Raw genomic sequence first — 25,963 nt, 5'->3', positions numbered from 1 at the left:
CTAAGAATTAATTCTGTCTTTCACCCGGTAACGCGGGGCGCGGGCCTCCCTACTCATACCTGCCACAACCTGTGACAAACTACTTCAGGGGCCGACTCGGAAGTGAACTTCGGCATTAATCGTCTCATGAGGGTGCTCTCAGTCTCCGGCACACCTTCCCTGTTAAGATCCGCTATAATGCTTACTCTCTTCGTCATAGTCCTTATCTATGTCAGCGCGGCTTTTGCGCTGGTTTCTGCTATCTTAATCAAAAAACGTTCCCGATGCAAGATAATAATGGAACGCAGAATAGCTTTAACGCAATAAATTTTTTTGACTGATCCATACCCATTATCTATCCTATTCCAACCTGGCAATTACGGTTCCAATTCCTTCAAGCTGAATTGTTTGACAGCGATAATTGAATTGTTTACAATTTAATTATTATAAATATTTCCTGTTCTTTTTCAAAAAGCATAGATAACTGAAGGGATGTAGCAGCCATGAGCATTTATCAATATTCAGCACGCAGTATTCGGGGAAAAGATATCGAGCTAGAGCAATACAAAGGTAAAGTGCTACTGATAGTGAATACAGCAAGTAAGTGCGGATTTACCCACCAATATTCAGATCTGCAAAAGCTTTATGAGCGGTACGAGGAACGCGGCCTCCAAATACTCGGCTTTCCTTCCAATCAATTTGGAGAGCAAGAACCCGGCAGCAATGAAGAGGTTAATGTATTTTGCCAAATCAATTACGGGGTAACCTTCCCACTCTTTGAAAAGGTTGACGTAAAAGGCGAAGCTAAACACCCTCTTTTCACCTACCTGACAGAACAGGCTGGATTTGAAGGGTTCGATATCAACCATTCTTCAGGAAAGCTGTTGCAAAGCATGCTTGAAGACAAAGATCCAGAGGCTCTGAACAATGACGAAATCAAGTGGAACTTCACTAAATTCCTGATTGATCGCGAAGGCAATGTGGTCACTAGATTCGAATCTACGGTGGACCCGCTGGATATTGAACCAGCTATCGAAGCCCTGCTATAAGTTTCTAATATATGAAAAATCCGCCCAGCTTTCGGGCGGATTTTTTGGGTTTAAGCATCTGCTTAATCATGTACGGTACTGCTCGGTAAATACTTCAAAATAAGGAGTCGTGTCCCTCTCCGCCATCGAACCATTCGCACCAGGTCCCCAGCCGATTTCAGCACGCCAGCTTCCCAACACACCTGACTGAATCAGCGCCTCCTCATTTACACCGATCAGCTGATCCGCCTGTGGTGCCACGTATAAAGCATCTACAGGACAATAAGCTTCACACATGAAACAGGTCTGGCAATCTTCCTGACGGGCAATGACCGGAATCTTCCCCTGCATTTCGAATACGTTCGTCGGACATACTTTCGTACACAGCTTACAACCAACACAACGCTCCAAGCTGATTAATTCGATCATATCGCTTGCCCCTCCTTCAGCGCATTCAGTTCATGAGCATGGGGCACAGCCTCTGTACTGACGCTTATATGTTGAATACCGGATAAGATCAGCCGGTGAGTCTGGCGCGGATCAAGCTCCGGATATTCCGCTAGCTTTTGCAGTCCGCGGGTCTCTTTCCGGGCGAGTGCCGCGGTGTACATCCACCTGCCGACCGCGAGCATAGCCGCGGCTTCACGTGATTGCACGATGCCCTGAACGCTGGCAGGAGCCTGCCCGTTCAAATAGGGCATCAAGGCATTCAGCCGCTTCAAGGCTGAAGAAATGCCCGGCTCGCTGCGGAAATAATTGATCTGCAGCGGCAAGATTTCACGCTGGATTGCCGCGATTAGCGGCTTCACCTCCAGCGTTTCCGAGGCATCGGCGCCAGCCGCCAGCCCGTAGCGTCCCGCTGCGGTCAGCTTGCGGCTGTTCGCCTGTCCTCGGCAGGACAGCGCATGCTGCGCGGCTCCCTGTCCAGCCCAGCTTCCGCTGCACATGGCCCAGGAAGCGTTATAAGCCCCGCCGCCGGAGATGGCGCCGGTCACTTTCTCGCGAGATGCGGCATCACCGGCCGCATAGAGTCCGGGCACGGTCGTCTGGCAATCCGTACCGCTCAAGCGCAGACCCCCAGTCCCGCGCATCGTGCCCTCATAGCGCAGGGTGAGCGGGAATTTCTGCTTAAACGCATCAATTCCCGCCCGCTCCAGCGGCATAAAGAAAATCGGATGCGCTTTGCGCAGGAAATCCTGTTTCTCCGCGGTGTCTGCCAGATCCAGCGAAGCGTAAACCGGACCCTTCAGCATCAGCTCAGGAATGCTGCCAAAGGTCCGATCCCCTCTATGCAACGGATGACCGTCCGCGTCATAGAGAGTGGCCCAAGCCAGCATGCGTCCACGTGTTACGGTTCCGTCCGCAAAGCTTGGCGCATATTGGCGGCTGAATTCCATACCCGAAAGATCAGCTCCCACCTCTGCGGACATCAACAATCCTTCCCCTGTCAGCACGTTGCAACCAAGACCTTTGCTGAGAAAAGCACAGCCGCCGGTAGCCATCACAACGGCATTTGCCTTCACTTCCCAGGACTCTCCTGTCAGGCGGTTGATCCCACGCGCTCCACCAACACCGTGTTCATCGTGAAGAAGTTCCAGCGCTGGTGACTGATCAAGAATTGTGACCCCTGCTTTGCGCACAACTTTTCGCATAATCCGCATATATTCTGGTCCATGGAGATGGGTACGCAGTGAGTTTCCTTCTTCATCCTTCGGAAACGGATACCCCCACTGCTCCACTTGAGCCAGGTTCTGCTCTACCTGATCCAGCACCCGGTGAATCCAAGCATTCTCCGATAAATATCCGCCGGCCTTAAGTCTGGCCTGCACTGCCTGCTCCCGCAGCTCGGCAATGGGAGGAATAACTAGCAACGTTGTTCCTCCCGGTGCAGTTGCGCCACTAGTGCCCAAGTAGCCCTTATCCGCCAGGACTACCTTTGCACCTTGCGAGGCTGCACTCCATGCCGACCACGCCCCAGCAGGACCTCCGCCAAGCACGAGGACATCCACTGTCATTTCCTTCTTAAGCTGCGACATATTTTTTCCTCCTACACCATTAGCTGAGTTAGTTGAACTTAAAAATCACTAAAGGGAGGAGTGGCGGAGAGGCGGCCGAAAGTCCAAACATTCACCGCAGTCACTCAATTACCTTTACAGAAGAATCTTAAGTTCAATTAAAGCAACCTTTAAGCAACTTATTTCAGCTGCCAATCGCTAATATTGAAGTCTTTTTTCGCTAACTTCTCTTCGACGAGGAAGTTTTTGGTACCGTCCAGCAGCTTTGTTCCTTCATCAGTGAACGCAGTATCCTTGATATCACTAATCGGATTCACTTGCTTCGCCAGCTCAGGCGTTGTATCTCCGATTTCAGCCAGAAATTGATAATACTCATCTTCATGCTGCTTCAAGTCTGCCAAGGCTTTCTCTCTAGCTTCGTTCCATACCTTCGGAAAATCAGGGAATTTCGCCAGATAATCCTCAGACACAACTGTTGCGCTAGAACCAAGCAGGTTCGGGTGCTTCGAGGCATCATCCAAGTGAGTGTAACCTTGGTCAATCAGCTTCAGCGCAGGAACACCTAGATTTGTTGTAGCATCTACATCTCCACGGGCTAAAGCTGCAGTAGCATCAGGAATGAGCATATGCACGAGTTTGTAGTCGGTCACGCCTTCTTCCTGTAGTAATCCAACTACATAACGGTGCATGAAGGAGCCTTTTTGAATCGCGATAGTTTTACCTTGCAGATCTTTCACCGTCTTGGGCCCATCCTTCTTGCCGATCAAATAACCAATCGTGTTCGCGGAAGATTGTGAAATCAGACGGGTCTTGGCTCCAGAAGCGTAGGCAATAATAGCAGGTGTATCTCCAAGGCTGCCGATATCCAGCCGACCACTAATCAAGGATTCTGTCTGATCCGGACCGTTTGGAAAGCCAGTAAGCTTCACTTCAGTAATGCCGTATTTCTTCAACTCTTCTTGAATAATCCCTTTATAAAAGCCCCAACCCTCTGCACCGCCGGGCACATTCAATTTGTTGGAACCGATAAACCCAAAGTTCAATACCGCTGGAACATTGCTCGTGCTCGTGGCCCCTTCTCCCGCCTTCTCCGTATTTGATCCCCCGGAGGCAGATGCTCCATTGCCGCCCGTATTATTTCCGCAAGCCTGAAGCACCAGCATGGCCATCATAATTGTAGTTAAAAGTGCAAACCGAATCTTCCTAGAACGTTTCCCTTGAATCTCTCTGTACGCTTGTTTCATTGTTTCTCCCCCTAGGTTTATGCTATTTATTTAAATCTTGATCCAGCTCAGAACCCTGCCCTCGACGCCAATTTATACATAAAGTCATGGCTTGCCACCGGCTGCCTGCCCTTACCCCAGCCTACTTTTTCACGATAACCGCCAAGTAGTTTCTGCTCCTGAAGTTCCGCTTCTGTCACACCAATAATATTCTCAGAGTCTGGTGCAACGTAGAGAGCATCGACAGGACAATACAGCTCACACATAAAGCAAGTCTGGCAATCACTCTGCCGGGCAATAACAGGAATGCCATCCTCTACCCGTTCGAAAACATTAGTCGGGCAGACAGATACACATTGGTTGCACTCTACACATCTGGCAGCGCTGATCACCTCAATCACGATAGAACACCCTCCTTAGCCACGGCTTCCGTCTTCACCCATACCTGATCTAATCCGCCACTGATCAAGCGGTGATGCTGGCCATGATCTGTAGCCTTGAAATCCTCACGCTTATGCATGCCTCTCGTCTCTGTACGAGCAAGTGCAGAATTGTACATCCAGCGGGCTGTTGCGGTCATGGCTTCGGCTTCCCGTGCCTTGACCCCTTCTGGCGTACGCTGAATTTCGCGGCTTCGTTGCTCTTTCCACAATCCATCCAGACGATCTAGTGCAGACGTCAGCCCTTGTTCTGTCCGGAACAAATTGATATCATACGGCTTCACCTCAGCCTGTACAGCAGACACATACTCTGCTGTTTGGGCTGCCACTCCCGGCTTCACTTCCTGATGCACCAGTGGTGATGATGATAAGCCGACTGGACTACGCTGCGCAGCGTGCGACCCCAGACTCTGTGCATAGACAGCAGCTCCTTCACCAGCAAAAGAACCTGAAGACATCGCCCACGCCGCATTATGGCTGCCACCGCCAGTAAAACCTCCGCAAATCAGCTCGCGGGTAGCAGCATCTCCTGCCGCGTAAAGTCCGGGAACACCTGTGCCGCAGCTTTCATCTGTAATATGGATGCCACCCGTCCCCCGAACCGTGCCTTCGAGCCGCAAAGTAACCGGAAACGCATCCTTGAACGGATCAATTCCCTGGCGGTCAAAAGGAAGGAAAAAGTTCGTCTGCGCCACCCGCAGCAGCGGTCTTAAATCCTCTGGTGCCCCATCCAGCTTGGCGTACACCTGATTACCTGCCAACAGATTCCGGGCAATTACAGAACGGCCTTTCTTGGAACCGGCTCCCTCCACAATGCTTCCATCCTCATAATAAAAGCTGGCATAGCTGTAATACGCCGTCTTGGTCACCGAAGAGAACGTAGGGCAGATCGCATAGGCATTGGAGAATTCCATGCCGGACAGATTCGCCCCAGCCTCAGCAGCGAAGAGATAACCATCTCCGGTCAACACGTTGCAGCCAAGTGCCTTGCTTAGGAAGGCGCAGCCTCCGGTAGCAATAACGACTGCTCCTGCCTGAACAGTCCAGGTTTCTCCACTCTGGGTATGAACTCCAGCCGCTCCAGCTACGCCATGCTCATCTGCCAGGAGTTCCAAGGCTGGGCTGTGATCTAGAATTTTAACGCCTGCCTTTTTCACCAGCCTACGCATTAATTTCATATATTCCGGTCCTTGCAGACTTCTTCGGAATTGATTGCCCTGCTCATCTACAGGGAATGGATAACCGGAAACACCCAGCTTGTTCATATTGGCATAGGTTTGATCCAACACCCGGTCCATCCAGCGAGATTCAGCCAGCTGCCCGCCAAGCGCATAACGACTTGCTTTTGCCTCTTTCCGGAGCTTCTCATCCGGCTTCACATACCAGACTCCCGTTCCCGACGGTGCCGTTGCCCCACTTGAACCGCAGTACCCTTTATCTGCAAGGATTACTTTGGCCCCCTTCGCTGATGCAGTAAGGGCTGCCCACGTTCCTGCCGGACCTCCTCCGATAACGAGCACGTCTGCCACCAAATTCACCGATCCTTTTTTCACCGATCCACTCATATGTTCAAGACCTCCTCAGTTTGTTTAGCCTTCGTAACTATCGCGCCAGAACAGGAACTTTCGTTCAATAATCCGGAACAAGGAATCGATCAGCTTACCGACAATTGCGAAAATAATAATGCCTACGAATACAACCTCCGTATTAGAGTTCTGCTTCGCCTCATTGATAAGAAAACCAATACCTGACTGTGATCCAATAAGCTCTGCTACAACCAAACCAATCCAAGCTACAGCCAGCGACAATCTTAGCCCTAACAAAATTCCGGGCAGCGCCGCCGGGAGTATAAGCCTGCGCAGCTTCTGATATGGACTGAATCCCAATACACGAGCTACTTCGAACAATTTATTGTCCACATTGCGGATGCCCATAAACGTATTAATATAGAGCGGAAAAAATGAGCCTGTCATAATGATCACAACTTTTGACATCTCTCCAAACCCGAACCAGAGAATAATGAGCGGCGCTATAGCTAAATGGGGAACAAGCCTAAGCACTTGTACGCTAGGATCGAGCACATATTCTACACTGCGAAACAAGCCAGTCAGTACGCCGAATAGAAGACCCAACACACCTCCAATAAGAAATCCGATGCCCGCCCTACCCATGCTGACACCCAGATGATGAGTTAACTCTCCAGTAACCAACAAGTCGGTAAAAGCTCTTGCAATCGAAAGCGGAGTCGGCAAAAAGGTTGCGGAGACCAGCCCCGTACTCCCTGCCAGCTGCCAAAGGACTAACGTCACCACCGGGATAATTGCACCCATTCCCCAATCAGAGAGCAGGGGTTTCCATGCAACTTGTATTGCAGGTTTCTTCGGTGTCTTCTTGGATAAAGGAGCTGTGCCGCTGCTATCCAGCGTTTCTCTGGCTCTTTTAGTATTTTTGATAATAGCTTCTACTACATCGCTCATGGTGCATCCCCCTTTTGTTTAATGAGCGTTCAAGGTTATCCGCGATAACTGTCTTGCCATCTCAACAACCGTCGTTCAATGTAACGAACAATGGAATCACTCAACAATCCAGCTACGGCAAAAATAATAATTCCCACGAACACCACTGGTGTGTCCGCGAATTGACGCGCGTCGGACATCATGTATCCAATGCCTGAGGTAGATGCAATAAGCTCTGCCACTACTAACCCCAGCCAAGAAAGCCCTAGAGAGAGACGCACTCCAAGAATAATGTTCGGCAGCGCTGCTGGAAGTACTAACCTGCCAATCTGCTTCAATCGGCTGAAGCCAAGTACCCGGGAAACTTCGAACAGCTTGTTATCCACGCCGCGAATTCCCATGAACGTATTGATATAAAGCGGGAAAAAAGCTCCCTTAGCTATCAATAGCACCTTCGACTCCTCACCGATCCCGAACCATAAAATGAACAGCGGTACTACCGCCAGACTGGGAATCATGCGGATCATTTGCAGGGAAGGATCTAACAGCTTCTCCGATCTGCGGAACAGGCCTACGAGAAGTCCTAACAGCAGACCCAGTCCACCACCTAGCAGGAATCCAGAAAAGGCTCTGACCAAGCTGATTCTAAAGTTCGGCCACAGATCGCCTGAAGCCGCTAAAGTTACAAAAGATTCCGCAATCGTATACGGCGTAGGGAACAGCATCTCCGAGATCATTCCATAATGCCCGAGCGTCTGCCACAGAATTAGCACACTGCCCGGCAGCAAAAGACCAAGTCCTAGTGTTGCCACCTTTCCGGGTCTTCCGGAAGTTCTTATGACTACAGCCCGATTTGTCATACTTTGAACCCACCTTTTTTCAGCTTTACAATCACTTTAATTAAACAGAAAGAGACCCTCGAATGTTAATGCCTTCGAAAGTCTCCATGGGTATGGTCGACCTATTTTATATTCCGGCTCCGTCTGTAAGCTCTAGCTCATCTACCTTTTCAAAATAATTCAACACCTTCAAACGCAGCTCTTGAAAGGATGTCGTTGTTTTTTTTCGTGGATACGGTAAATCTATCGGTACAATTTTACGTATTTTCCCGGGACGCGGCTCTAGAATCACTACCCGATTCCCCAAGAACACAGCCTCATCAATATCATGTGTCACAAAAATCATGGTTGTTTGGTTAGCCCGCCAAATGTCCAGCAATACCGTCTGCATATGAGCCCGAGTGAATGCATCCAGTGCACCAAACGGTTCGTCCAGCAGCAGTATTTTCGGATTGCGCAGAAGTGCACGAGCTATTGCCACCCGCTGGGCCATCCCTCCCGACAACTCGCGGGGATAAGATTTCTCAAATCCATTTAACTTCACCAGATCAATCAATTCATCGACCTTCCGCCTAACCTCCTTGTTCCCTAGCGGTAAATCAGAGGCAATATTCTTCTCAACGGTAAGCCAGGGAAAGAGGCGATGCTCCTGAAAAATAAAACCCTTATCGATCCCAGGACCCCCAATCTCCACCCCTTCCAGGGTGACACTGCCAGTGTACCCGCTATCCAGACCGGCTACGATGCGTAATAGTGTGCTTTTTCCACAGCCGCTGGGGCCGATGACTGTAATAAATTCGCCCTCCTGTACATGGAGATCTACATTATGGAGTGCTTGAACATGACCACCGGCAGACTCAAAACGTTTATTTAGGTTCGAAATAGACAGCAACGCTTCTCCCACCTTGACCCCTCCTTTAATCTGTATGGACAAAAAAACAGAGGCATTGCGTTTTTACATTCGCAATACCTCTGTAGGAACAGTCGGCAATCATTATTCAAAGTAAATCAATTGGAATTATAATATTTAAAATATCATCGATTTTATAAGCTGTCAACAAAAAACAAGCCCTTTTATGGAACAGAAGTGGAGTTATTTCTAGTTCATAAGTTTGAAAAGCAATGAATTTAATCACTTTTAGTAGGATGAAAGTATTAAAAAACTTTGCTTTTGCGTCGATATAATGAAGTAAGCTTATGACAAATTGGTTCTAAGGAAGGGGCTTTTGCTTGAAAAGCATATCATTAAAATGGGGAGCAACACTTGTTGCCCTTAACACCTTGTTCGGTGGTACTCTCTATGCATCTGCAGCTGAAATCACTCCACCGTTCTCCGATTTAACCGAAATACAACAGACGAAAAGTGCCGCAATCCTCGAGGCTGCTCGTCTAGGATTGCTTAAAGGCGATCCCAATGGACAATTCAGACCCACTGCGACTATGACTCGCCAAGAGCTGGCAGCCATTTTAGCGAAGACCTTAAAGCTAGATTCCTCAGTGAATTCCGCTTCTTCCTTTAGAGACGTATCTGATTCCAGTTGGAGTGTCTCCGCTATTGAGGCTGTTAAAAAGGCAGGATTTATGGAGGGTGATCTTACAGGTAATTTTAATCCATCCAGACCTGTAACTAGAGAAGAGCTTGCAGTTATATTTGTACGTGCCATCCGCGGAACTGGAGCACAAGGCGGACAAGCCAACAAGGTTAATGACGAATCCACAATCAGCAATTGGGCAAAAGAGTATACTGATGTCGCACTACGTCTTAAACTTATAGACTCTCCCGAAGATATGTTCAGCCCCAAAGGTACTGTTCAGCGGCAGGATATGGCTTCTTTTCTGCTGAATATTTTTAAAGAAGAACAACAAACTGCAACGATCGACAATATAGATGGAGATTTCGTAACGATCAATGGCACGCCTTACCTCATTGAAGGTACACTCAAAGAATTAATGGGTGATAGCAACCATGATGCTTTAAGAGGAGCTGTCCTTAAGTTCAATTCCTTGAATCGTCATGTAGATGGTTTGCAAGAGCTTGAAATTGTACAAAAAGGGGTTCAACTAAATACCTCCGGCTTTCCCTCCGGTTCTTTGCTCAATATTTCTGGAAATGATGTTGTTATTAAAGGTAATGTTACCGGTGATCTAAAGATTAAAAATGGCGTTTCGAGTATAACTTTTCAGGGCCAAATTGGGCAGATCATTGTGGACTCTATAACTCCAGTTACTATTCATGGCAGCGGTCCCCTGCAAACCTTAAAAATAGTCGAAGGCGGCGCTAGGATCACCATCGATCCCTCCTTGTCTATTCAAAATCTGCAGTTGCCTGGCAACAGTCTGCCTTCACATTTCATAACAAATTACACAGCCATTCAAGATAATATCCAAAAGGTTCAAAATGCATCAGGAGCCGTTGCTCCTGCATATACTTCGTCCACGTCTGCTAACTCCGTGAGCGATCCGACTCCGAGTCCTACTCCGACGCCTACTCCCGTAGCGACTCCTGAGCCTACTCCGGTGCTGACTCCTAGTCCTACTCCCGTAGTGACTCCTAGTCCTACTCCGGTGGCGACTCCTAGTCCTTCTCCGGTCGCGACTCCTAGTCCTTCTCCGGTCGCGACTCCTAGCCCTACTCCGGTGACGACTCCGAGCCCTACTCCCGTAGCGACTCCTAGTCCTACTCCGGTGACGACTCCTAGTCCTTCTCCGGTCGCGACTCCTAGTCCTTCTCCGGCGACGACTCCTAGTCCTTCTCCGGCGACGACTCCTGAGCCTACTCCCGTAGTGACTCCTAGTCCTACTCCGGTCGCGACTCCTAGCCCTACTCCGGTGACGACTCCTAGTCCTACTCCGGTGGCGACTCCTGAGCCTACTCCGGTAGTGACTCCTAGTCCTACTCCGGTGCTGACTCCTGAGCCTACTCCGGTCGCGACTCCTGAGCCTACTCCCGCAGTGACTCCTAGTCCTACTCCGGCGCCGACTCCGGTGAACCATGCACCAGTCGTGCAAAATAATATTGATCCAATGTCTGCTCTGATCACAAGTGGTGTCCAAAACGTCGACATCAGTAATGTGTTCATTGATCCGGACGGTGACCCGCTTACATTCGCAGCTGCATCCTCTGACGCTAGCGTTGCCACTGTATCTGTAAATGGGAATCATCTCAACCTTGTGCCGGTCGATTCAGGCACAGCCATGATTACAATAACAGCAATGGACGGCCAAGGTGGCGTTAACACTGCTACTTTTGCATTCACTGTAACGTCTAATCAGCCACCAATTGCGATATCTGGAATCACTACTCAACTCTTAACACCAGGTATCACTGCACCACGTACATTTGATCTGGCCCAGCTTTTTCAAGATCCCGACAATGACATGCTTACTTACTCAGCTTCTATAGATAACGTAAATGCTGGTACACTTAGCCTTAATGGCAACACTCTGACGGTAACTCCGGCAGCTAATAGTTCAGCTAGTGGTTTAGTGACCCTCACAGCAACGGATGATAAAGGAGGTTCAGCTACCTCAACTTTCACCTTGATTACAGCCCAGCTTGTAAACAACGGCTTTGTGCCAATAACCACCAAGCAAGGTGTATCCAATATTTCCTTCGATATTTCCAAGCTGATTCCTAATCAGAGTCAATTTAAAGTGTATACAGAAAGCAGCACAGGTTCATTGAGCGGACCTGCAACTCTGAATGGAGCTATATGGAATGGTCCTACAAGTCCAGGAACGGTATGGATAGTAGGTTCTGATGGCAAAGCGGTTGTATTATCTATAAGTGTGGCTTCACAGGGTACCTCCGAGCTATTCTTCTCAGAGTATCTGGACGGCGGTGACGGCAGAATCGCAGTTGAGCTGTACTATAAAGGAAATGGTAATCCCGCAGGAAAAGCAGAAGGTTACACCCTTGAAGTCCACCAATTTATGAAAGCCACCCAAACCAAACAGGTTTATTCCCGGCCATTATTTCCTGTACCTGTAGCAATGCCGTATATGTTTATAGATTCTACTTTTGGGGACGCATTTGATTTAATGAATATCTCCTATTACAATGATGAACTGAGTCTATATAATCCAAAAACATATAATATTACAGCATTAGTACTTAAGAAAAACGGCCAAATCGTAGATGTTCTCGGTGACCCTACCTCAACTCAGCAATTCCTCTCCACAGGTGGAACTATTGTCCGTAAATCTGGTATATACACTGGATCACAGCAGTATTCACTTGAGGGCGAGTGGAATCAATATCCCAAAGGAACTTACCAGTATTTTGGAAGCCATACTCCTTAAGCAGCCCTTTCTAATGTAAAAAACAAGCAGGCAGTGAGCCTCCAGATATTGGAGAAACACTGCCTGCTTGTTTATCTGCATTGCGTAGGGTTAAGTCGACTTTGGGTAAACCTCGGAATAACTCCTCCGGATCCCCCCGTATATTTTAATTACCGAATCTAAACCCAATCTTTGATTTAGTTGCATTCTGTACACTTATTTCGTATAAAAAAGGGGTTGTCCTGAATATAACTGTATTCTATACAATTAAAATCCAGAAAAACCACCTTTAGCTGATGAAATCATGAAAATAAGTGTACTGAATACAACTATTTTTCTTAGCGATTTATTCGATGAGTTATAACTGTACAAAATACACTTATATGCTCCCACCGTCACTCCAACCTATGTCTACCGCTTCAAAATCTGCATTTTGCCTCCACTTGTTACTTATACTTCTGCATCTACTTCCACTACTTCCTCAACTTCCGCTACTTCCTCTACTCCCACTACTTCCTCTACTCCCTCTACTCCCACTACTTCCTCTACTTCCTCTACTTCCGCTACTGCCACTACTTCCACTACTCCCTCTACTTCCACTACTTCCGCTACTTCCTCTACTTCCACTACTTCCACTACTCCTACTCCTTCTACTTCCTCCACAACTTCTACCGTTTCAAAATATCACTTCAAGCATATCGCTCCCCCGGCTCTTAGCAACGCTGCTTACATCAGATATCTTAAATATAAATACACGCTGGAGATCACAATGGATAACAGCATTAAAGGAAATCCGACCTTCAAATACTTCATGAATGTAATCGGGTACCCCTCTTTTCCTGCCAAACCTGCTACGATCAAATTAGCACTCGCACCAATCAATGTGCCATTGCCACCCAGACAAGCGCCTAAGGCCAAACTCCACCATAACGGCTCCAAATTGCTGATCCCCATATTGCCCATCTCCTGAATCAGCGGGATCATAGTTGCTACAAAAGGGATGTTATCCAGAAATGCCGAGGTAATGGCGCTGACCCATAAAATCATCATTGAGCTCATCAGCACATCACCATTCGTTATTTCAATCGCTTTTGCTGCCAGCTCTGCAATCACACCTGTCTCTACAAGCCCTGACACCAACACGAACAGTCCGATAAAAAAGAAGATCGTAATCCATTCCACGCTGTGAAAAGCTTTTTCCAGCATATGCTCCCCTCCGGTCAGCAGCAGCAGTAAAAATGCACCAGCCAGCGCAACCGTAGCGGACTCCAAATGTAACGCCTGATGTAAAAAGAACCCGGCAATCGTAATTGCCAGTACGATCAGACATTTTCGCAGCAGCTTATGATCCGTAATCATAACCTTCTCATCCATGTCCATGATGCTCTGCTGCAATTCAGGTGTAGTTTTAATTTGTTTACCGAACATCAATAACAGCAGCGGGATATACGCCAAAACAATGATGATAATCACGGGTGTCAGATTGCTAATAAAAGCCATGAAGGTCAGCTCCTTAACCGCACTGCCAATCATGATATTAGGCGGGTCTCCGATCAAGGTTGCCGTTCCGCCTACATTAGATGCGATAATTTGTGACATCAAAAAAGGCAGCGGATGTATGCGCAGTTGTCTTGTAATACTGAAGGTGACTGGCACCATAAGCAGCACTGTCGTCACATTATCCAAAAAGGCTGAAGCCACTGCGGTAATCACAAACAAAGCAATCAGTATTCTCTTCGGCTTCCCCTTCGCCAACTTGGCTGATTTCACAGCTGCGTATTTAAAAAGCCCCGTCTCAGCGGTAATCCCTACAATCATCATCATTCCTACAAGCAATCCTATAGTATTAAAATCGATGTGCTGCAGTGCCGTCTCCTGATCCACAATGCCCATCGCTATCATGACGATAGCTCCTAACATCGCCAGAATGGTACGGTGAATCTTTTCGGAAATAATAAGTCCATAAATAAGCAGAAAAATACCTATCGCCCAAACCGCTTGCTGTTCCATAATATCCCTCGGTCCTTCTATGTAATTTCGTTAACTTACAGTCTACTCATACTATAACCTTATTATCATAAAATAGATTTGTATTTTTCGCACTGGGATTGTGGAATCATTCCACTAAAAAACGACTCTGCCGGATGTTTATCGGAGAGCCGTTGTAGATTCGATTATTTCATTTTCAGAGCCTGAGGCTCCTTGAAAGCAGTTAACTTCCCTTTACTCTGCACAATAATCATCCCATCCTCCAGCAAGGTTGGGCCGAATACTCTACCTGATGTTTTGAGCTGCACGATAGGTTTGGCGGTAATTAGATCAATAGCAACCAATTTCCCATCGGTCTGGGCAACATACATGCCATGTCCGAGCAGATCGAAGCGGGCAATCGGATTGCTGATTCCTCCGTACTGGAACACAGATTTATTAGACATTTTAACACCATAGATGCTCTGTTCGTTACTAAAAAGAATTCTTCCATCATAAGGACCCGCCGCGTAGGATAACTTATCTCCGATGGATTCATACGAATAATTATCTCGTGTTACGGCAGCTGGATCAACATTTACTGGGTAGCCATAGACTCCTTTTTGTCCCCCAATATATATCCTGTCCCCAATGATCCAGGCTCTGCCTCCGCTAGTCATATATTCTTCTTCTGGTTTCGGATGATTAGGATCTATATGAGCGGGGTTATACTCTACAGCCTTTACAAGCTTACCTGTCTTCACATCCAAATGATCGAGTGTCGTCAAAGGAAGAGGGTCTACCAATGTAGCTTCCCGTTGTGAGATAAGCGTAGTCCCCTCTGCTGCAATCGGAAGACTATGATTACCACTATTCCAAAGCTCTTTACCTGTTGTTCGATCAAACGCATGTAAAATGTCATAAGTATATGCTCCGGATTCTGAGTTTTGAGCTAGCACCAGATTCCCCTCAACCATAAATGGTTCAAACAGCATTTCGCTGAAATTATCGCGCCACTGCAACTTGCCATCTTTCAGATTGTAGGCTTGAATATCGCCATTAGCAGCGAATAGCTGCTCTTTATCAATTAACAATTTACTGACACCTTTACTGGTTGCCGATGAGCTCCATTTATTTTTGCCCGTAGCCGCGTTAACTGCATAGATCGTACCTGCCTCCGAAGTGACGTAAGCCACGCCATCCTGATAGAGCAGCGGCGTTGTTAATTTGGAGCCGTATTTCCACATTACTTTTCCAGTCTGGACGTTAATCGCTAAAAGCTGACCCTTTTGAAGGATAAAAGCTTTGCCCGCTCCGACTGCAACAACACCCTTACCCATGATATAATCCGACGGCACATCTTTCAAAGCTGGCAAATCCATTGTTGTTGACCATTCAACCTTCGCAGCAGGCAGGTTTGCATAGTAATCATCACCATTCGAGCCTATAAAAGAGGTGTGTGGATCAACCGCAGCTGCTTGTACCGGATTTACCATAAGCAATACCCCTAAACCAATAACTGCAGTACGAAGATAAGATTTCAATATTGTTCCTCTCACCACCAAACTCCTCCTCATATAAGTAACTGCCTCATTTGGATAGCTTGTTAAAATCAAATATAATAATATTGGACGAGCAGGACACAATCCTTATGGATTATTATTCCATTTTGTCAAAAACAACAGAAGAAATCAAAACATTTACTCACAAACTTACATTTTGTAAGTCATTGTGTTATAATAATCACATTCCTCCATACACGGACAGGCTTTAGCAAATATATGAATAACAAGGGGTTTGTGAGCATGAGTAACGAAGCAACCGCAGCACCAGCATCCGATTTTGAATTTGGTATCTATACCTTAGGAGACATCGTAGCGGATTGTCATACAGGGAAGAAGATCAGTCCAAAACAACGTCTCGACGAAGTTGTAGCTGCAGCTAAGCTGGCAGATGAGGCGGGACTTGATGTATTTGGTGTAGGTGAGCATCATCGTCTTGATTTTGTAATTTCTTCGGTGCCAGTGGTGCTGGCTGCCATTTCTCAGGTTACTAACAGAATTAAACTAACGAGCGCAACAACCGTATTAAGCACCATTGATCCTGTACGGGTGTTCGAGGATTTCGCCACACTTGATTTGCTGTCGAATGGACGTGCAGAGATTATTGCGGGGCGTGGTGCTTTTGTGGAGTCTTTTCCGCTCTTCGGGTATGAGCTTGAAGATTATCACCGTCTATTTTCCGAGAACATCAATTTACTCTTGGAGCTTAACAAACATGAAGTTATGAACTGGGAGGGCGCCTTCCGTTCATCGCTGAAGAATTCGGAGATTGCTCCACGTCCATTACAGGAGAATCTTCCGCTCTGGATTGGTGTAGGCGGTTCTCCAGAAAGCGCGGAGAAGGCCGGGATGCTCGGGACCGGAATGGCTATCGCCATCCTAAGCGGCAGTCCAGAGCCTTTTCAAGAGCTTGCCGCAACCTATCGGCGTGCCGGAATTCAAGCAGGACATCCACCTGAGGATCTAAAGATTGCGATCACTAGCCACGGTTACATTGCTGAAACCTCACAGCAGGCTTTGGATGAATATTACCCTTACTACTATAGTTACCGTAACTCTATCAGTCCAAAACCGGGTCAAGAGTACAAGGTGTCTCGTGATGACTTTGGGCGATATGTATCTGCTGATAACACGATGGCTGTGGGCAGCCCGCAGCAAATTATCGAAAAAATTCTCTATCAGCATGAGCTGTTCGGTCATAGCCGCTTTATGACTCAGCTCGATATCGGCGGCCTTCCTTACGCTCAGGTAGCCAAAGCCATTGAACTTTTGGCAACAGAGGTTGCACCTGTAGTACGGCGTGAGATCGCCAAGAAGAACAGCCGTTAGAATGGAATACCAAAAAGGGGCCCTCAAGCCAACGGCTGAGGCCCCCTTTTTATAAAAAAAATCACGCAAAGGATGGTTTATTATTATCTACTTTTCCGCTGATAAGCTTCTTATATTCGTCGTCTCCGCCGTCCAAAGAAGGTGCAGTATAAATCTGAGCTGAAGCTGGCTGCTGAGCAGAATGACTCGAGCCCGCTTTTCTTTTGGTGCTTTTGTCATCGCCGCCTGCACTCCTGCTCCCACCACTCGCAGATCGGAGAACAGCATCGGATAAGCTGTTAATACCTTTTATTCTCTTCATGCTGAATCCTCTCCTACTAAATGATTGATGGTACGGAATAAATCCTGATTATTCCCAACTACCGCCTTAAGATCATCTGCAGATAATCCATCACTTCCTGAGAAATGAACGGAAAGAACATACTTCTTACCTAGAGGATAGCATAGGATATATACCTCTGCAACTTCCGTGCGTTGAAAAAAAGTCCATTTACTCGATAAAAATGCATCTACCACACTAGGCTGCTTCTCATTCCCTTTCGTTACAGACAAGGGATAGGAGTGACCGCGTCCGACATTCCCCCCCACCTGAACAAGTTGTTCCTTCTCTTGTGCCTGCCAGATGGCTGCACCGATTACACGACAATGCTTCGGAGGTAAAAAGGAATTGCGTATCGCCTCACTAAGTGCGTGATATTTATCTCCATTCTCGGAGATGGTCACATTACTATTATATTGCCAAAAAAAATGAAGGATACTTTCCTTGCGCCTTAAATCCATCTTTAGCTGCTCTAAATCTTTAAGCGGGTCACGGAATCTTCCACGTTCTTGAATACTATCAATAATCTTACCACAGCTCACATCCACAGCAGCCGTAGGATTATCGTGATGCACTTCATACTCTAAAGATGTAATTCCCGCTAAATCAGATAGCAGATGATATTCTTCTACATTTTCTCCAGGGATGAGATCATCACGCGCAGTTACCTGATCAGGCACTAGACAAAAAACACGGCTGCGCCGTAATCTAGCCCAAAACAAACCCATTTCAAACCCCGTATTATCGCGGGTCACATAATAATATTTACCACGGATTTTGGCGACATCATCTGGCGAGAACACAAATACGGCAAAATCGCTCTCATCCAAATTTCGCTCCAACGCCTCCATAGTGTATTCATTCGCCCGAAAAGCGTTGGCATACCAAGGATGCACTTCAGCATCCCTCTTCAGCTGCTCATGAATCGCTCTTGCATAACGTATAGACTCCCTGGAAGATCCAATGAATAGCTTTGGTTTAGTCACGGCAATGCTCCTTCATCCTCTTTCCCGATATGTAATAATTATACAAGTCTTTAGACCACCAGAAAAGAGGCCATATTCTCAAAAAATATTATTCTAAACCTCGTAAATTGGGTAAGGAATTACGACTACTCTCAAAAAGCGAGGATACTATGAACAAAATGATAGGTGTCACCCTGCTCACAGCTTGCCTTTTGGGTATAGCAGCGCCACAGTCTGCTGAAGCAAAGACAGCAGCGGGAAGTTATACCGCACAGGTATATGCGAGTTCTTTAAATGTACGCGATGAACCGGCTAAGAATGCAACTGTTGTAGGATCAATTAAGAATGGGGCTCGGGTTACTGTGACTGATGAGCAGCACGGATGGTTAATGGTTAAGGCGGGGAGCACCTCTGGCTGGGTAGCGGGTTATTACCTAAAAAAGGTGAACAGCAACTCCCTGCAATCCAGCGCTTCTGGAACGTCTATTGCTACTAAAACCAATACTGCCTCGTCAACATCAGCCAATACTTCTAGTAGAACTTCAAAGGCTACAGTCACGGCTGATTCTCTGCGCATCCGAAGTGGCCCAGGAACTCACTATAAGGTGCTCGGTTCTTTAAAAGCCAAGGATACAGTCACTCTCCTTCTTCATCAGAACGGCTGGGCTCGAATTCGCACAGTCAGCGGTGAAACTGGTTGGGTGGCAGAGCAGTATATCCGAAGTGGAAGCACATCAAGCAGTACAAGCAGTACAAGCAGCATAAGCACCGTCCAGCATAAAGGCGGACTACGAGGAAAGCTGATCGTCATCGATCCTGGTCATGGCGGCAGTGATCCGGGCATGCTTGGCACTACATATAACACCATGGAAAAAGATTTGAATCTGCATACTGCACTTTATGTCCGCGATGCTCTTGTTGCTAAAGGAGCACGGGTAGAGATGACGCGCACCCGAGACGATCAGAAGCCGACGTTAGCTCGTCGTGTTCAGATGAGCCAAGCCCTGCGTGCTGATGCTTTTGTAAGCGTTCATTATAATTCTTCACCTAAAAATGTGTCCGGAACGTTGACCTTCTTTTATTCAGAAGCGGATGATTTGAAGCTGGCGCGGGCGATTGAAACCCGGCTGGGGCAAGGCATCGGTCTGAAAAGCAACGGGTTGTCCTTTGGCGATTATCACATCCTAAGGGAGAATCGGATTCCAGCTACCTTGGTTGAGCTTGGATTCCTTACCAATCCTACAGACGAGTCCATTGTCCGCAAGGCCTCCTATCAGAAAAAAGCGGCTAAAGCCATCGCTGAAGGCGTTGCGGATTATTTTAAATAACTGGCTGGAACAACACTCCAAAAAAAGCCCGACCCATGTATCTCTCAGGTATGATCTGAGGAGATCTGTGGGTCGGGCTCTTTTGACTGCTTCCTTATACGAGCATTTGATAGACCAAGAACAAGTTCAACGATACAACCAGACCAGAGATAATCCAGCCCAGAGTGGCTGTCATTTTGCGATTCACTAACCCGCCCATAATCTGGCGATTGCTTGTAAACACAACCAGCGGAATCAACGCGAACGCAATCCCAAAGGACAGGATCACCTGACTGATCACGAGTGCTTTGGTTGGATTCACACCAAAACCAATGATCGCTAGTGGCGGAATGATGGTAATCGCACGGCGCAAGTACAGGTTAATTCTTTTGTTGATGAAGCCTTGCATAACCACATCGCCAGCCATAGTCCCTACGGAGGAACTCGACAGTCCCGCAATGAGTAGTCCCAACCCAAACGAGATCGCCGTTACTGGCCCAGCTAAGTGACCAAATTGTTGAAACGCGACATCCAGATCCTCAACCACGAGACCATTTTTGAAAAACAATGCCGCGGAGACAATAACCATAGCCAGATTTACTGCACCTGCGATAATCATCGCAATAATAATATCTATAAATTCCAATTTGAAAATCTGTTTTTTCTCCGATTCATTCACCCCGACGATACGGTTCTGTGTAAGTGATGAATGCAGGTAAATCGCATGTGGCATCACGGTTGCACCTAGAATTCCTGCGGCCAATAGGATGCTGTCCACCCCTTCAAACTTAGGTGTAAACATGCCTACGGCAACTGCTCCCATATCCGGTTTAGCTACAATAACTTGAAAAGCGAAGGCTAATACGACTATAAGGATCATCGCGGCAATCCCTGCCTCTAAGGAGCGGTATCCCCGGCGTTGCAGCTCTAAGATAGCAAATGAGCCCACCGCAGTAATCAGTGCTGCTGGCAGCATCGGAATATCAAATAAGAGATATAGTCCTAATGCCGCCCCGATAAACTCTGCCAGATCCGTAGCTATAATCACTAGCTCACTTTGAATCCATAAGAAGATCGATACACTCTTCGGAAAACGATCATGGGCGATCTCAGGCAAGTTCTTGCCTGTCGCAATCCCCAGCTTGGCGGATAACGCTTGGATTAGCACAGCCATTAGATTAGAGGCCACGATCACCCACAATAAGAGATATCCATATTTGGAGCCCGCCGTAATATTGGTGGCAAAATTACCTGGATCCAGATAAGCAACAGCAGCGATAAAAGCTGGGCCTAGAAAAGGAAGTAATCGTTTAATCCCTTTGATCTCCCCGTTAAGTACGGCTTGTGCTGAAATCGAGTTCTTATGTTGTTTTATATGTGGTTGTTCTACTAAAGTTTGTTCGAGCATTTCAATTCCTCCTCTTGCCCTGAAAAAGTTGTCTATATACACGAAAGTTTCCCCTGTGCAACTTATATTTAAAGTATATGCTTATTTCTGAAAAATGTAAACATGTTTCATATGGAATTTTCATTTGCTTGTTCACCAACGACTAGGCACAAAAAAAGCTGGACGATGATCAGGAATTACCCGATCTTCGCCCAGCTTAAGCTGCTTATGAATTTTTCTTCCATGTGTCCTTCAGCGGTACTATCCGGTTCAGCACCAGCTTATCTGCCGTGGTATACTTCTTATCCACGCAGAAAAATCCATGCCGGATCAATTGAAACTTATCCTCTGGTCTTGCGTTGCCCATCGATGGCTCCAGCAAACAATCCTTCAGGACCGTTAAGGAATCCGGATTAAGATACGCGTCCCAGCGCTCACCGTCTTCTTTAGGACCATCGTTATCTTTTAGCAGCCGCTCATATAGATGAACATCAGCCTTGATAGCCTGGTCTGCCGATACCCAGTGAATGGTTGCCTTAACCTTCCGTTCATTAAACCCGCTTCCGCTCTTCGTTCTCGGATCATAGGTGCAGCGAAGCTCTAGGATTTCTCCTGTAACTTCATCCTTGATTACTTCATTGCACTTTATGAAATAAGCACCCTTCAGCCTTACTTCGTTCCCCATAGTCAGCCTGTGATACCCTTTTGGCGGCTCCTCCATGAAATCTTCTTGTTCAATATAAAGGATCCGTGAAAAAGGAACCTCTCTTTCTCCCAGTGACTTATCTTCACTGTTATTCTCAATCGTCAGCCCTTCGTTATGATCTTCAGGATAATTAGTAATGACCACTTTTAAAGGCTTAAGAACAGCCATCACACTTGGAACCTTTGCCTTCAAATCTTGTCTAAGCGCATGCTCTAACATGGCAATATCCACAATGGTGCTATTTCTGACAAAGCCAATTTCCTTCACAAAATTCCGGATACTCTCCGGCGTAAAACCTCTTCTGCGTAAACCGCGAAGCGTAGGAAGTCTCGGGTCATCCCAGCCATCCACATAATGGCCTGTAACCAGTTGTCTGATATACCGTTTACTCGTCACAACTCCGGTGATGTTCACCCGTCCAAACTCTCTTTGCTTAGGAGCCTCAGGGATATCCAGCTCCTTCAATACCCACTCATAGAGCGGCCGATGATCCTTAAATTCAATCGAGCATAAGGAATACGTAATCCCTTCGATAGCATCTTGTATAGGATGGGCAAAATCATACATCGGATAGATACACCATTCGTTACCCGTTCTATAATGCTCCGCATGAATGATTCTGTAAATCACCGGATCACGTAAGTTGATATTAGGTGAGCTCATATCTATTTTAGCCCGCAACACTCTGGCTCCCGTTGGATAATCTCCAGCTTTCATCTCCGTAAATAACCGCAAATTCTCTTCCACAGAACGCTCCCGGAACGGGCTGTTTTTTCCCGGCTCCGTAAGCGTCCCTCTATAGGCTGTCACCTCTTCAGGTGATAAATCACAGACATACGCCTTTCCTTTTCGGATTAACGTAACTGCGCTATTGTATATTTTCTCAGAATAGTCTGATCCATAAAAAATATAGTCCGGTGGATAGCCCATCCATTGAATATCTTCGATGATGGCATTTACATACTCCAGATCCTCTTTTAAAGGATTGGTGTCATCAAAGCGCAAATGGAACTTCCCGCCATACTTTTTCGCAGTCGTATAGTTCGTATGAATAGCATACGCACTGCCAATATGCAGATACCCGTTAGGCTCCGGTGGGAATCTCGTGCAAATATCTCTACTGTAAGTCCCTGCTTCCAGCTCTTCTTGAATCAATCTGTCGATGTAACTCTCTGCTAATACTTCCGGTTCCTCGTTCATTGGTGTTACCTCCTGTTTATAAGTGATATCCGCCTGCTTAATCTGCAAAATAAAAAGAACCTCACCTCCAAGACTTATGGTCTTGGGGACGAAATTCTCGCGGTACCACCCCAGGTTCATTAATATGTCGCCATATTAATCTCATCAAGTACGGCAAAACATCTTACGCAGTGCTTATACTCTAGCTCTATAACAGGAGCTCCCGTCATACCATCCCCTTAATCCGGTTCCGATATGCCGCTCAGAGGCTTGTTTCGATAAAATCCCCCTTACCCTGTTCTCATCATCCAGGGCTCTCTGTGAAGGAATGATTTCATGTACTCTTCTCGTCATCGCGTTTGATTATTTTGTATAGGATACCAAAAAGATAACCCTATGTAAATGTGCTTATTCCCCGCTCAGCGCCGCTAGAAGTTCCAATACTACTTCATTGTCAGGCTCTGCAGCCAAAGCTCTACGCGCGTATTCCAATGCAGCAGCTTCAGCTCCTAGCTCGTAGTTACAAATTGCCATGCTATAAAGCACTGATGCCAATGGTTCTTCCGTGATCGCATGCATGGAGCGTTCTAAGTAACCCAATGCTTCCGCGAATTTATCCATTTCATACAGCAGCAACCCCGCATCTAGCGACAGATCATAACTCTGTTCCATCGGATAATAGCCCGTCCACATCAACTGTATACCTCGCTGTAGATCCAGCATTTCTTCATCACTGGCACCCGGCAGCAGCTCCGAAATTTGTTCAGCGCTATGGATAAACCATTCAGCATCATACCCACCCAAACGCCAAAAGGCCAAAATTTGCTGCAGCCCCATCGTATCTAATTGCTGATCCATCCATTCCTTCATACTAAAGAAATCATCCGGGCCAAAACGTTCTATAAACCGCTTGTAACCCAGCCGAGTGTTTGTATAGCTCAGCGGTGTTGGTAGCATAAGAATACAGCCGATGTTCAGGTTTTTATAATGATGACTGGTGAATATTGAATGCGCCCCTTTTTGTTTCAGCACATGCTCTATCGCATGATAATTCGCGGTCAAAGAGAAGCTTCCGTGATGAATCAGCAATGGAGGTTCTGCAAATTCCCAGTTCTCTAAGCGATGGTCACCCTTATCCGCTGTAAGCAGCACGAATCCCTCTGTAGAGAGCCGCGCAAGCCGCTCCAGACAAGTAAGCCCCACCACCGGAAAGAGTATATGTGAATCCTCCAGCTTCTGCTGATAAAGCGTTATAACGTCATGATAGGGATAAGTCTCCTCTTCATAACTAGCCGCACGCCGATAATGGTACTGCGGGATGATTTTGCCGAGCGCATCGGAGGGGTTATCCGGATCAACTTCCGCCGAATACTGGATCGAAACCTCACATTCATATATTTTTCCTTCATCCACATAAATTAATTCTTGCGGAATGCTGTCAAAAAAGTAATTTGCCACAATCACCAATGGCTGCTGTAAATCACCCGGCCGAATGCTGAGCTTAGCGTGTACTAAATGTAGTTCTACATCCTGCACAGCATCAAAACGAGCGAAGTCCAAAATACCCTGCTCTACGTAAGGAAGTAGGCTCGGGTGCTGCTGCCAGCTGGATATATTTTTGGAAGGCAAATCACTCATCACATAACGAAAAGGAGGAAGAGGAATATCTGCGTAGTCTACGATTTCACATAACTTTTTAAGCACATGGAAGGCTAACCGGCCTGCTCCCGCTCCAAGTTCTAGAATCGTAACGGTCTCTGAGAGATGCCCTTGTCCAGCCCGGTCTTGCAGAAATCCAAAGATCATCTCTGCGTATGCTGTCGCAATCATAGGGTTACTCGTGATGTACTGCGGGACCTGATCATTATTCCAAGCCTTTAATCCCTGCTCTTCATAATATGTTCGTTGCAATTCCCAAATCGGTGCTTCGCTGAAGCGATATTGCTGCTCTTTGTTACCTGTCATCTGTTTCTTTACCCGCTCTCTGTCTAGCTTGTTGGAATAATCTATAGCAATTGCCTTATTGCGCTCTCAATGTGCGTGACCTGAAAATGACGTATTCAGCCTCTGTTGGAATGGTAACGGAAAATGATAATAATGCCGCCTTGGAGGTTGAGGAATCAGGTCCTTTCAACGTTTGATAAAAAGAATTCCCTTTACTGTCCACACTCACCAGCTCTAATTCCGCGTTTCCTTTAGGGATGATGAATCCGGAGGTATTTTGCACGCCTAAGGTCAATCTATATTCTTTCCCGGATTGAGCCTGCGTTAGCATAGTAGGATATAACGGATACGGATGTGCTGTCGTTTCGAGTGGATAAGGAGCAAGCGCACGATCTGCCTCAGGCTTCACCCATTCCTCCCCTTTTCTGGCTCCAATGCCAAGGGTTAATTTATTCACATTATTAAATTGCAATTCCCAGCGAAAAGACTTAAGCCCTTCTAAAATGGGGGACGCCGGAACAAACAGAGTGCCATCCTTTATCTCTGGAGCAACGCCTAATGAATCTACGGTCTCCCCATTAAAATCTGCCTCTAGCTGCCCTGCTTTAATATTTCCTACCGATCGGTCCAGCAGTGAAACAGTAATACTCTTGCTCAGAGCGTCATAGAGCAAATCTGCGCCAATCGCATTGGAGAAGGCTCGAATCGGCACCATTAATTTACCTGCTTTGAAATAAGGGGCGAGTTTACCTGGAAAAAGCACGTAATATCCCCCGTATGACAGTGGCATTACCTGTGTCCCTAACTGGACAGCTGCCGACACCGATGTAGGTGTAACCGCAGATCCCGCGGCGAACATAATCACTAATAGACCTATTACGTAAGCTTTTATTTTCCCTAATCGTTGTAAGGACTCCTTGATGTGAATCATCACAAACCCCTCTCCAGTTCATCTAGAACCTTAGCCTCTATTAGTAATAATCAATGATGACCCTACACATGTCAACTTGTACCACTTCTGCTATCCATCATAAAA

21 protein-coding genes and 1 other annotated feature are annotated in these 25,963 nt (G+C 46.8%); of the genes, 4 read left to right on the top strand and 17 right to left on the bottom strand.

What is annotated here, in order from left to right; all coding sequences use genetic code 11:
- Positions 1 to 482 precede the first annotated feature (482 nt).
- On the top strand, positions 483 to 1,028 hold the full coding sequence (locus MHH63_RS01010; RefSeq protein ID WP_038573366.1) for a glutathione peroxidase: 546 nt from the start codon (positions 483 to 485) through the stop codon (positions 1,026 to 1,028).
- 66 nt (positions 1,029 to 1,094) lie between these two features.
- Here MHH63_RS01010 and MHH63_RS01005 read toward each other — a convergent pair whose 3' ends face one another.
- The 8 genes from MHH63_RS01005 to MHH63_RS00970 all read right to left on the bottom strand — a co-directional run bounded on the left by MHH63_RS01005 (position 1,095) and on the right by MHH63_RS00970 (position 8,884).
- Positions 1,095 to 1,436 (bottom strand): 4Fe-4S binding protein, encoded by a 342-nt coding sequence (locus tag MHH63_RS01005; protein ID WP_076099941.1) that lies wholly within the window; start codon positions 1,434 to 1,436, stop codon positions 1,095 to 1,097.
- Positions 1,433 to 3,043 carry an FAD-binding protein gene (locus tag MHH63_RS01000; RefSeq protein ID WP_076099943.1) on the bottom strand — a complete coding sequence of 537 codons (1,611 nt, stop codon included), beginning with the start codon at positions 3,041 to 3,043 and terminating at the stop codon, positions 1,433 to 1,435. Before MHH63_RS01000 ends, MHH63_RS01005 begins: the two co-directional genes overlap by 4 nt.
- Before the next feature lie 158 nt (positions 3,044 to 3,201).
- The gene (locus tag MHH63_RS00995) at positions 3,202 to 4,266 is read right to left on the bottom strand and encodes an ABC transporter substrate-binding protein (protein WP_076282670.1); all 1,065 of its coding nucleotides are present in this window, start codon (positions 4,264 to 4,266) and stop codon (positions 3,202 to 3,204) included.
- A 47-nt stretch (positions 4,267 to 4,313) separates the two neighbouring features.
- On the bottom strand, positions 4,314 to 4,646 hold the full coding sequence (locus tag MHH63_RS00990) for a 4Fe-4S dicluster domain-containing protein (protein WP_076307272.1): 333 nt from the start codon (positions 4,644 to 4,646) through the stop codon (positions 4,314 to 4,316).
- A complete protein-coding gene (locus MHH63_RS00985; RefSeq protein WP_036680291.1) occupies positions 4,643 to 6,250 on the bottom strand; it encodes an FAD-dependent oxidoreductase in 1,608 nt (535 codons plus the stop codon). Before MHH63_RS00985 ends, MHH63_RS00990 begins: the two co-directional genes overlap by 4 nt.
- 24 nt (positions 6,251 to 6,274) lie before the next feature.
- Positions 6,275 to 7,162, bottom strand: a complete 888-nt coding sequence (locus MHH63_RS00980; protein ID WP_341143565.1) for an ABC transporter permease — start codon at positions 7,160 to 7,162, stop codon at positions 6,275 to 6,277.
- 35 nt (positions 7,163 to 7,197) lie between these two features.
- Positions 7,198 to 8,001, bottom strand: a complete 804-nt coding sequence (locus MHH63_RS00975) for an ABC transporter permease (protein ID WP_076128755.1) — start codon at positions 7,999 to 8,001, stop codon at positions 7,198 to 7,200.
- Positions 8,002 to 8,107: 106 nt separating this feature from the next.
- Positions 8,108 to 8,884 carry an ABC transporter ATP-binding protein gene (locus tag MHH63_RS00970; RefSeq protein ID WP_076128757.1) on the bottom strand — a complete coding sequence of 259 codons (777 nt, stop codon included), beginning with the start codon at positions 8,882 to 8,884 and terminating at the stop codon, positions 8,108 to 8,110.
- Positions 8,885 to 9,210: 326 nt separating this feature from the next.
- On the opposite strand from MHH63_RS00970, the gene MHH63_RS00965 reads away from it, so the two are divergent.
- On the top strand, positions 9,211 to 12,282 hold the full coding sequence (locus tag MHH63_RS00965; RefSeq protein WP_341171133.1) for an S-layer homology domain-containing protein: 3,072 nt from the start codon (positions 9,211 to 9,213) through the stop codon (positions 12,280 to 12,282).
- A gap of 429 nt (positions 12,283 to 12,711) precedes the next feature.
- Here the strand turns inward: MHH63_RS00965 and MHH63_RS00960 are convergent, their stop codons facing one another.
- The 3 genes from MHH63_RS00960 to MHH63_RS00950 form a co-directional block, all read right to left on the bottom strand.
- Entirely contained in the window at positions 12,712 to 12,924 is a 213-nt protein-coding gene (locus tag MHH63_RS00960) for a hypothetical protein (RefSeq protein WP_341171132.1), read from the bottom strand.
- A gap of 63 nt (positions 12,925 to 12,987) precedes the next feature.
- Complete coding sequence (locus tag MHH63_RS00955) at positions 12,988 to 14,271, bottom strand: ArsB/NhaD family transporter (protein WP_036680299.1); 1,284 nt, start codon at positions 14,269 to 14,271, stop codon at positions 12,988 to 12,990.
- 164 nt (positions 14,272 to 14,435) lie between these two features.
- On the bottom strand, positions 14,436 to 15,788 hold the full coding sequence (locus MHH63_RS00950) for an outer membrane protein assembly factor BamB family protein (protein WP_076128760.1): 1,353 nt from the start codon (positions 15,786 to 15,788) through the stop codon (positions 14,436 to 14,438).
- Between the two features lie 246 nt (positions 15,789 to 16,034).
- Here MHH63_RS00950 and MHH63_RS00945 point away from each other — a divergent pair, with 246 nt between their 5' ends.
- On the top strand, positions 16,035 to 17,120 hold the full coding sequence (locus MHH63_RS00945) for an LLM class flavin-dependent oxidoreductase (RefSeq protein ID WP_076128762.1): 1,086 nt from the start codon (positions 16,035 to 16,037) through the stop codon (positions 17,118 to 17,120).
- A gap of 61 nt (positions 17,121 to 17,181) precedes the next feature.
- Here MHH63_RS00945 and MHH63_RS00940 read toward each other — a convergent pair whose 3' ends face one another.
- Together MHH63_RS00940 and MHH63_RS00935 are read right to left on the bottom strand one after the other, a co-directional pair.
- The gene (locus tag MHH63_RS00940; RefSeq protein ID WP_036680302.1) at positions 17,182 to 17,421 is read right to left on the bottom strand and encodes a hypothetical protein; all 240 of its coding nucleotides are present in this window, start codon (positions 17,419 to 17,421) and stop codon (positions 17,182 to 17,184) included.
- A complete protein-coding gene (locus MHH63_RS00935) occupies positions 17,418 to 18,425 on the bottom strand; it encodes a TIR domain-containing protein (RefSeq protein ID WP_175617364.1) in 1,008 nt (335 codons plus the stop codon). Before MHH63_RS00935 ends, MHH63_RS00940 begins: the two co-directional genes overlap by 4 nt.
- A gap of 149 nt (positions 18,426 to 18,574) precedes the next feature.
- Here MHH63_RS00935 and MHH63_RS00930 point away from each other — a divergent pair, with 149 nt between their 5' ends.
- A complete protein-coding gene (locus MHH63_RS00930) occupies positions 18,575 to 19,732 on the top strand; it encodes an N-acetylmuramoyl-L-alanine amidase (RefSeq protein WP_312151008.1) in 1,158 nt (385 codons plus the stop codon).
- Between the two features lie 94 nt (positions 19,733 to 19,826).
- Here MHH63_RS00930 and MHH63_RS00925 read toward each other — a convergent pair whose 3' ends face one another.
- The 4 genes from MHH63_RS00925 to MHH63_RS00910 form a co-directional block, all read right to left on the bottom strand.
- Positions 19,827 to 21,119: an Nramp family divalent metal transporter gene (locus MHH63_RS00925; protein ID WP_076219332.1), complete on the bottom strand. Its 1,293-nt coding sequence runs from the start codon at positions 21,117 to 21,119 to the stop codon at positions 19,827 to 19,829.
- Between the two features lie 205 nt (positions 21,120 to 21,324).
- Positions 21,325 to 23,004, bottom strand: coding sequence for a glutamine--tRNA ligase/YqeY domain fusion protein (locus tag MHH63_RS00920; protein ID WP_341171131.1), 1,680 nt, complete (start codon positions 23,002 to 23,004; stop codon positions 21,325 to 21,327).
- Between the two features lie 81 nt (positions 23,005 to 23,085).
- Positions 23,086 to 23,346, bottom strand: a binding site (T-box leader).
- 45 nt (positions 23,347 to 23,391) lie between these two features.
- Positions 23,392 to 24,948, bottom strand: a complete 1,557-nt coding sequence (locus tag MHH63_RS00915; RefSeq protein WP_339188559.1) for an SAM-dependent methyltransferase — start codon at positions 24,946 to 24,948, stop codon at positions 23,392 to 23,394.
- A gap of 55 nt (positions 24,949 to 25,003) precedes the next feature.
- Positions 25,004 to 25,858, bottom strand: coding sequence for a copper amine oxidase N-terminal domain-containing protein (locus tag MHH63_RS00910; RefSeq protein WP_341171130.1), 855 nt, complete (start codon positions 25,856 to 25,858; stop codon positions 25,004 to 25,006).
- Between the last annotated feature and the right edge of the window lie 105 nt (positions 25,859 to 25,963).

Source organism: Paenibacillus sp. FSL H3-0310, from assembly GCF_038002785.1.
GTDB lineage: Bacteria > Bacillota > Bacilli > Paenibacillales > Paenibacillaceae > Paenibacillus_AQ > Paenibacillus_AQ odorifer.
The sequence above is the reverse complement of the archived record's forward strand: the minus strand, read 5'-3'. Positions and strand labels throughout refer to the sequence as shown.

Bases quoted from the DNA above. Each gene is read 5' to 3' on its own strand.
- MHH63_RS00980 (WP_341143565.1), bottom strand. From the start codon at position 7,162: ATGAGCGATGTAGTAGAAGCTATTATCAAAAATACTAAAAGAGCCAGA.
- MHH63_RS01010 (WP_038573366.1), top strand. From the start codon at position 483: ATGAGCATTTATCAATATTCAGCACGCAGTATTCGGGGAAAAGATATC.
- MHH63_RS00910 (WP_341171130.1), bottom strand. From the start codon at position 25,858: ATGATTCACATCAAGGAGTCCTTACAACGATTAGGGAAAATAAAAGCT.
- MHH63_RS00985 (WP_036680291.1), bottom strand. From the start codon at position 6,250: ATGAGTGGATCGGTGAAAAAAGGATCGGTGAATTTGGTGGCAGACGTG.
- MHH63_RS00940 (WP_036680302.1), bottom strand. From the start codon at position 17,421: ATGAAGAGAATAAAAGGTATTAACAGCTTATCCGATGCTGTTCTCCGA.
- MHH63_RS00995 (WP_076282670.1), bottom strand. From the start codon at position 4,266: ATGAAACAAGCGTACAGAGAGATTCAAGGGAAACGTTCTAGGAAGATT.
- MHH63_RS01000 (WP_076099943.1), bottom strand. From the start codon at position 3,043: ATGTCGCAGCTTAAGAAGGAAATGACAGTGGATGTCCTCGTGCTTGGC.
- MHH63_RS01005 (WP_076099941.1), bottom strand. From the start codon at position 1,436: ATGATCGAATTAATCAGCTTGGAGCGTTGTGTTGGTTGTAAGCTGTGT.
- MHH63_RS00915 (WP_339188559.1), bottom strand. From the start codon at position 24,948: ATGACAGGTAACAAAGAGCAGCAATATCGCTTCAGCGAAGCACCGATT.
- MHH63_RS00920 (WP_341171131.1), bottom strand. From the start codon at position 23,004: ATGAACGAGGAACCGGAAGTATTAGCAGAGAGTTACATCGACAGATTG.
- MHH63_RS00925 (WP_076219332.1), bottom strand. From the start codon at position 21,119: ATGCTCGAACAAACTTTAGTAGAACAACCACATATAAAACAACATAAG.
- MHH63_RS00945 (WP_076128762.1), top strand. From the start codon at position 16,035: ATGAGTAACGAAGCAACCGCAGCACCAGCATCCGATTTTGAATTTGGT.
- MHH63_RS00955 (WP_036680299.1), bottom strand. From the start codon at position 14,271: ATGGAACAGCAAGCGGTTTGGGCGATAGGTATTTTTCTGCTTATTTAT.
- MHH63_RS00930 (WP_312151008.1), top strand. From the start codon at position 18,575: ATGAACAAAATGATAGGTGTCACCCTGCTCACAGCTTGCCTTTTGGGT.
- MHH63_RS00975 (WP_076128755.1), bottom strand. From the start codon at position 8,001: ATGACAAATCGGGCTGTAGTCATAAGAACTTCCGGAAGACCCGGAAAG.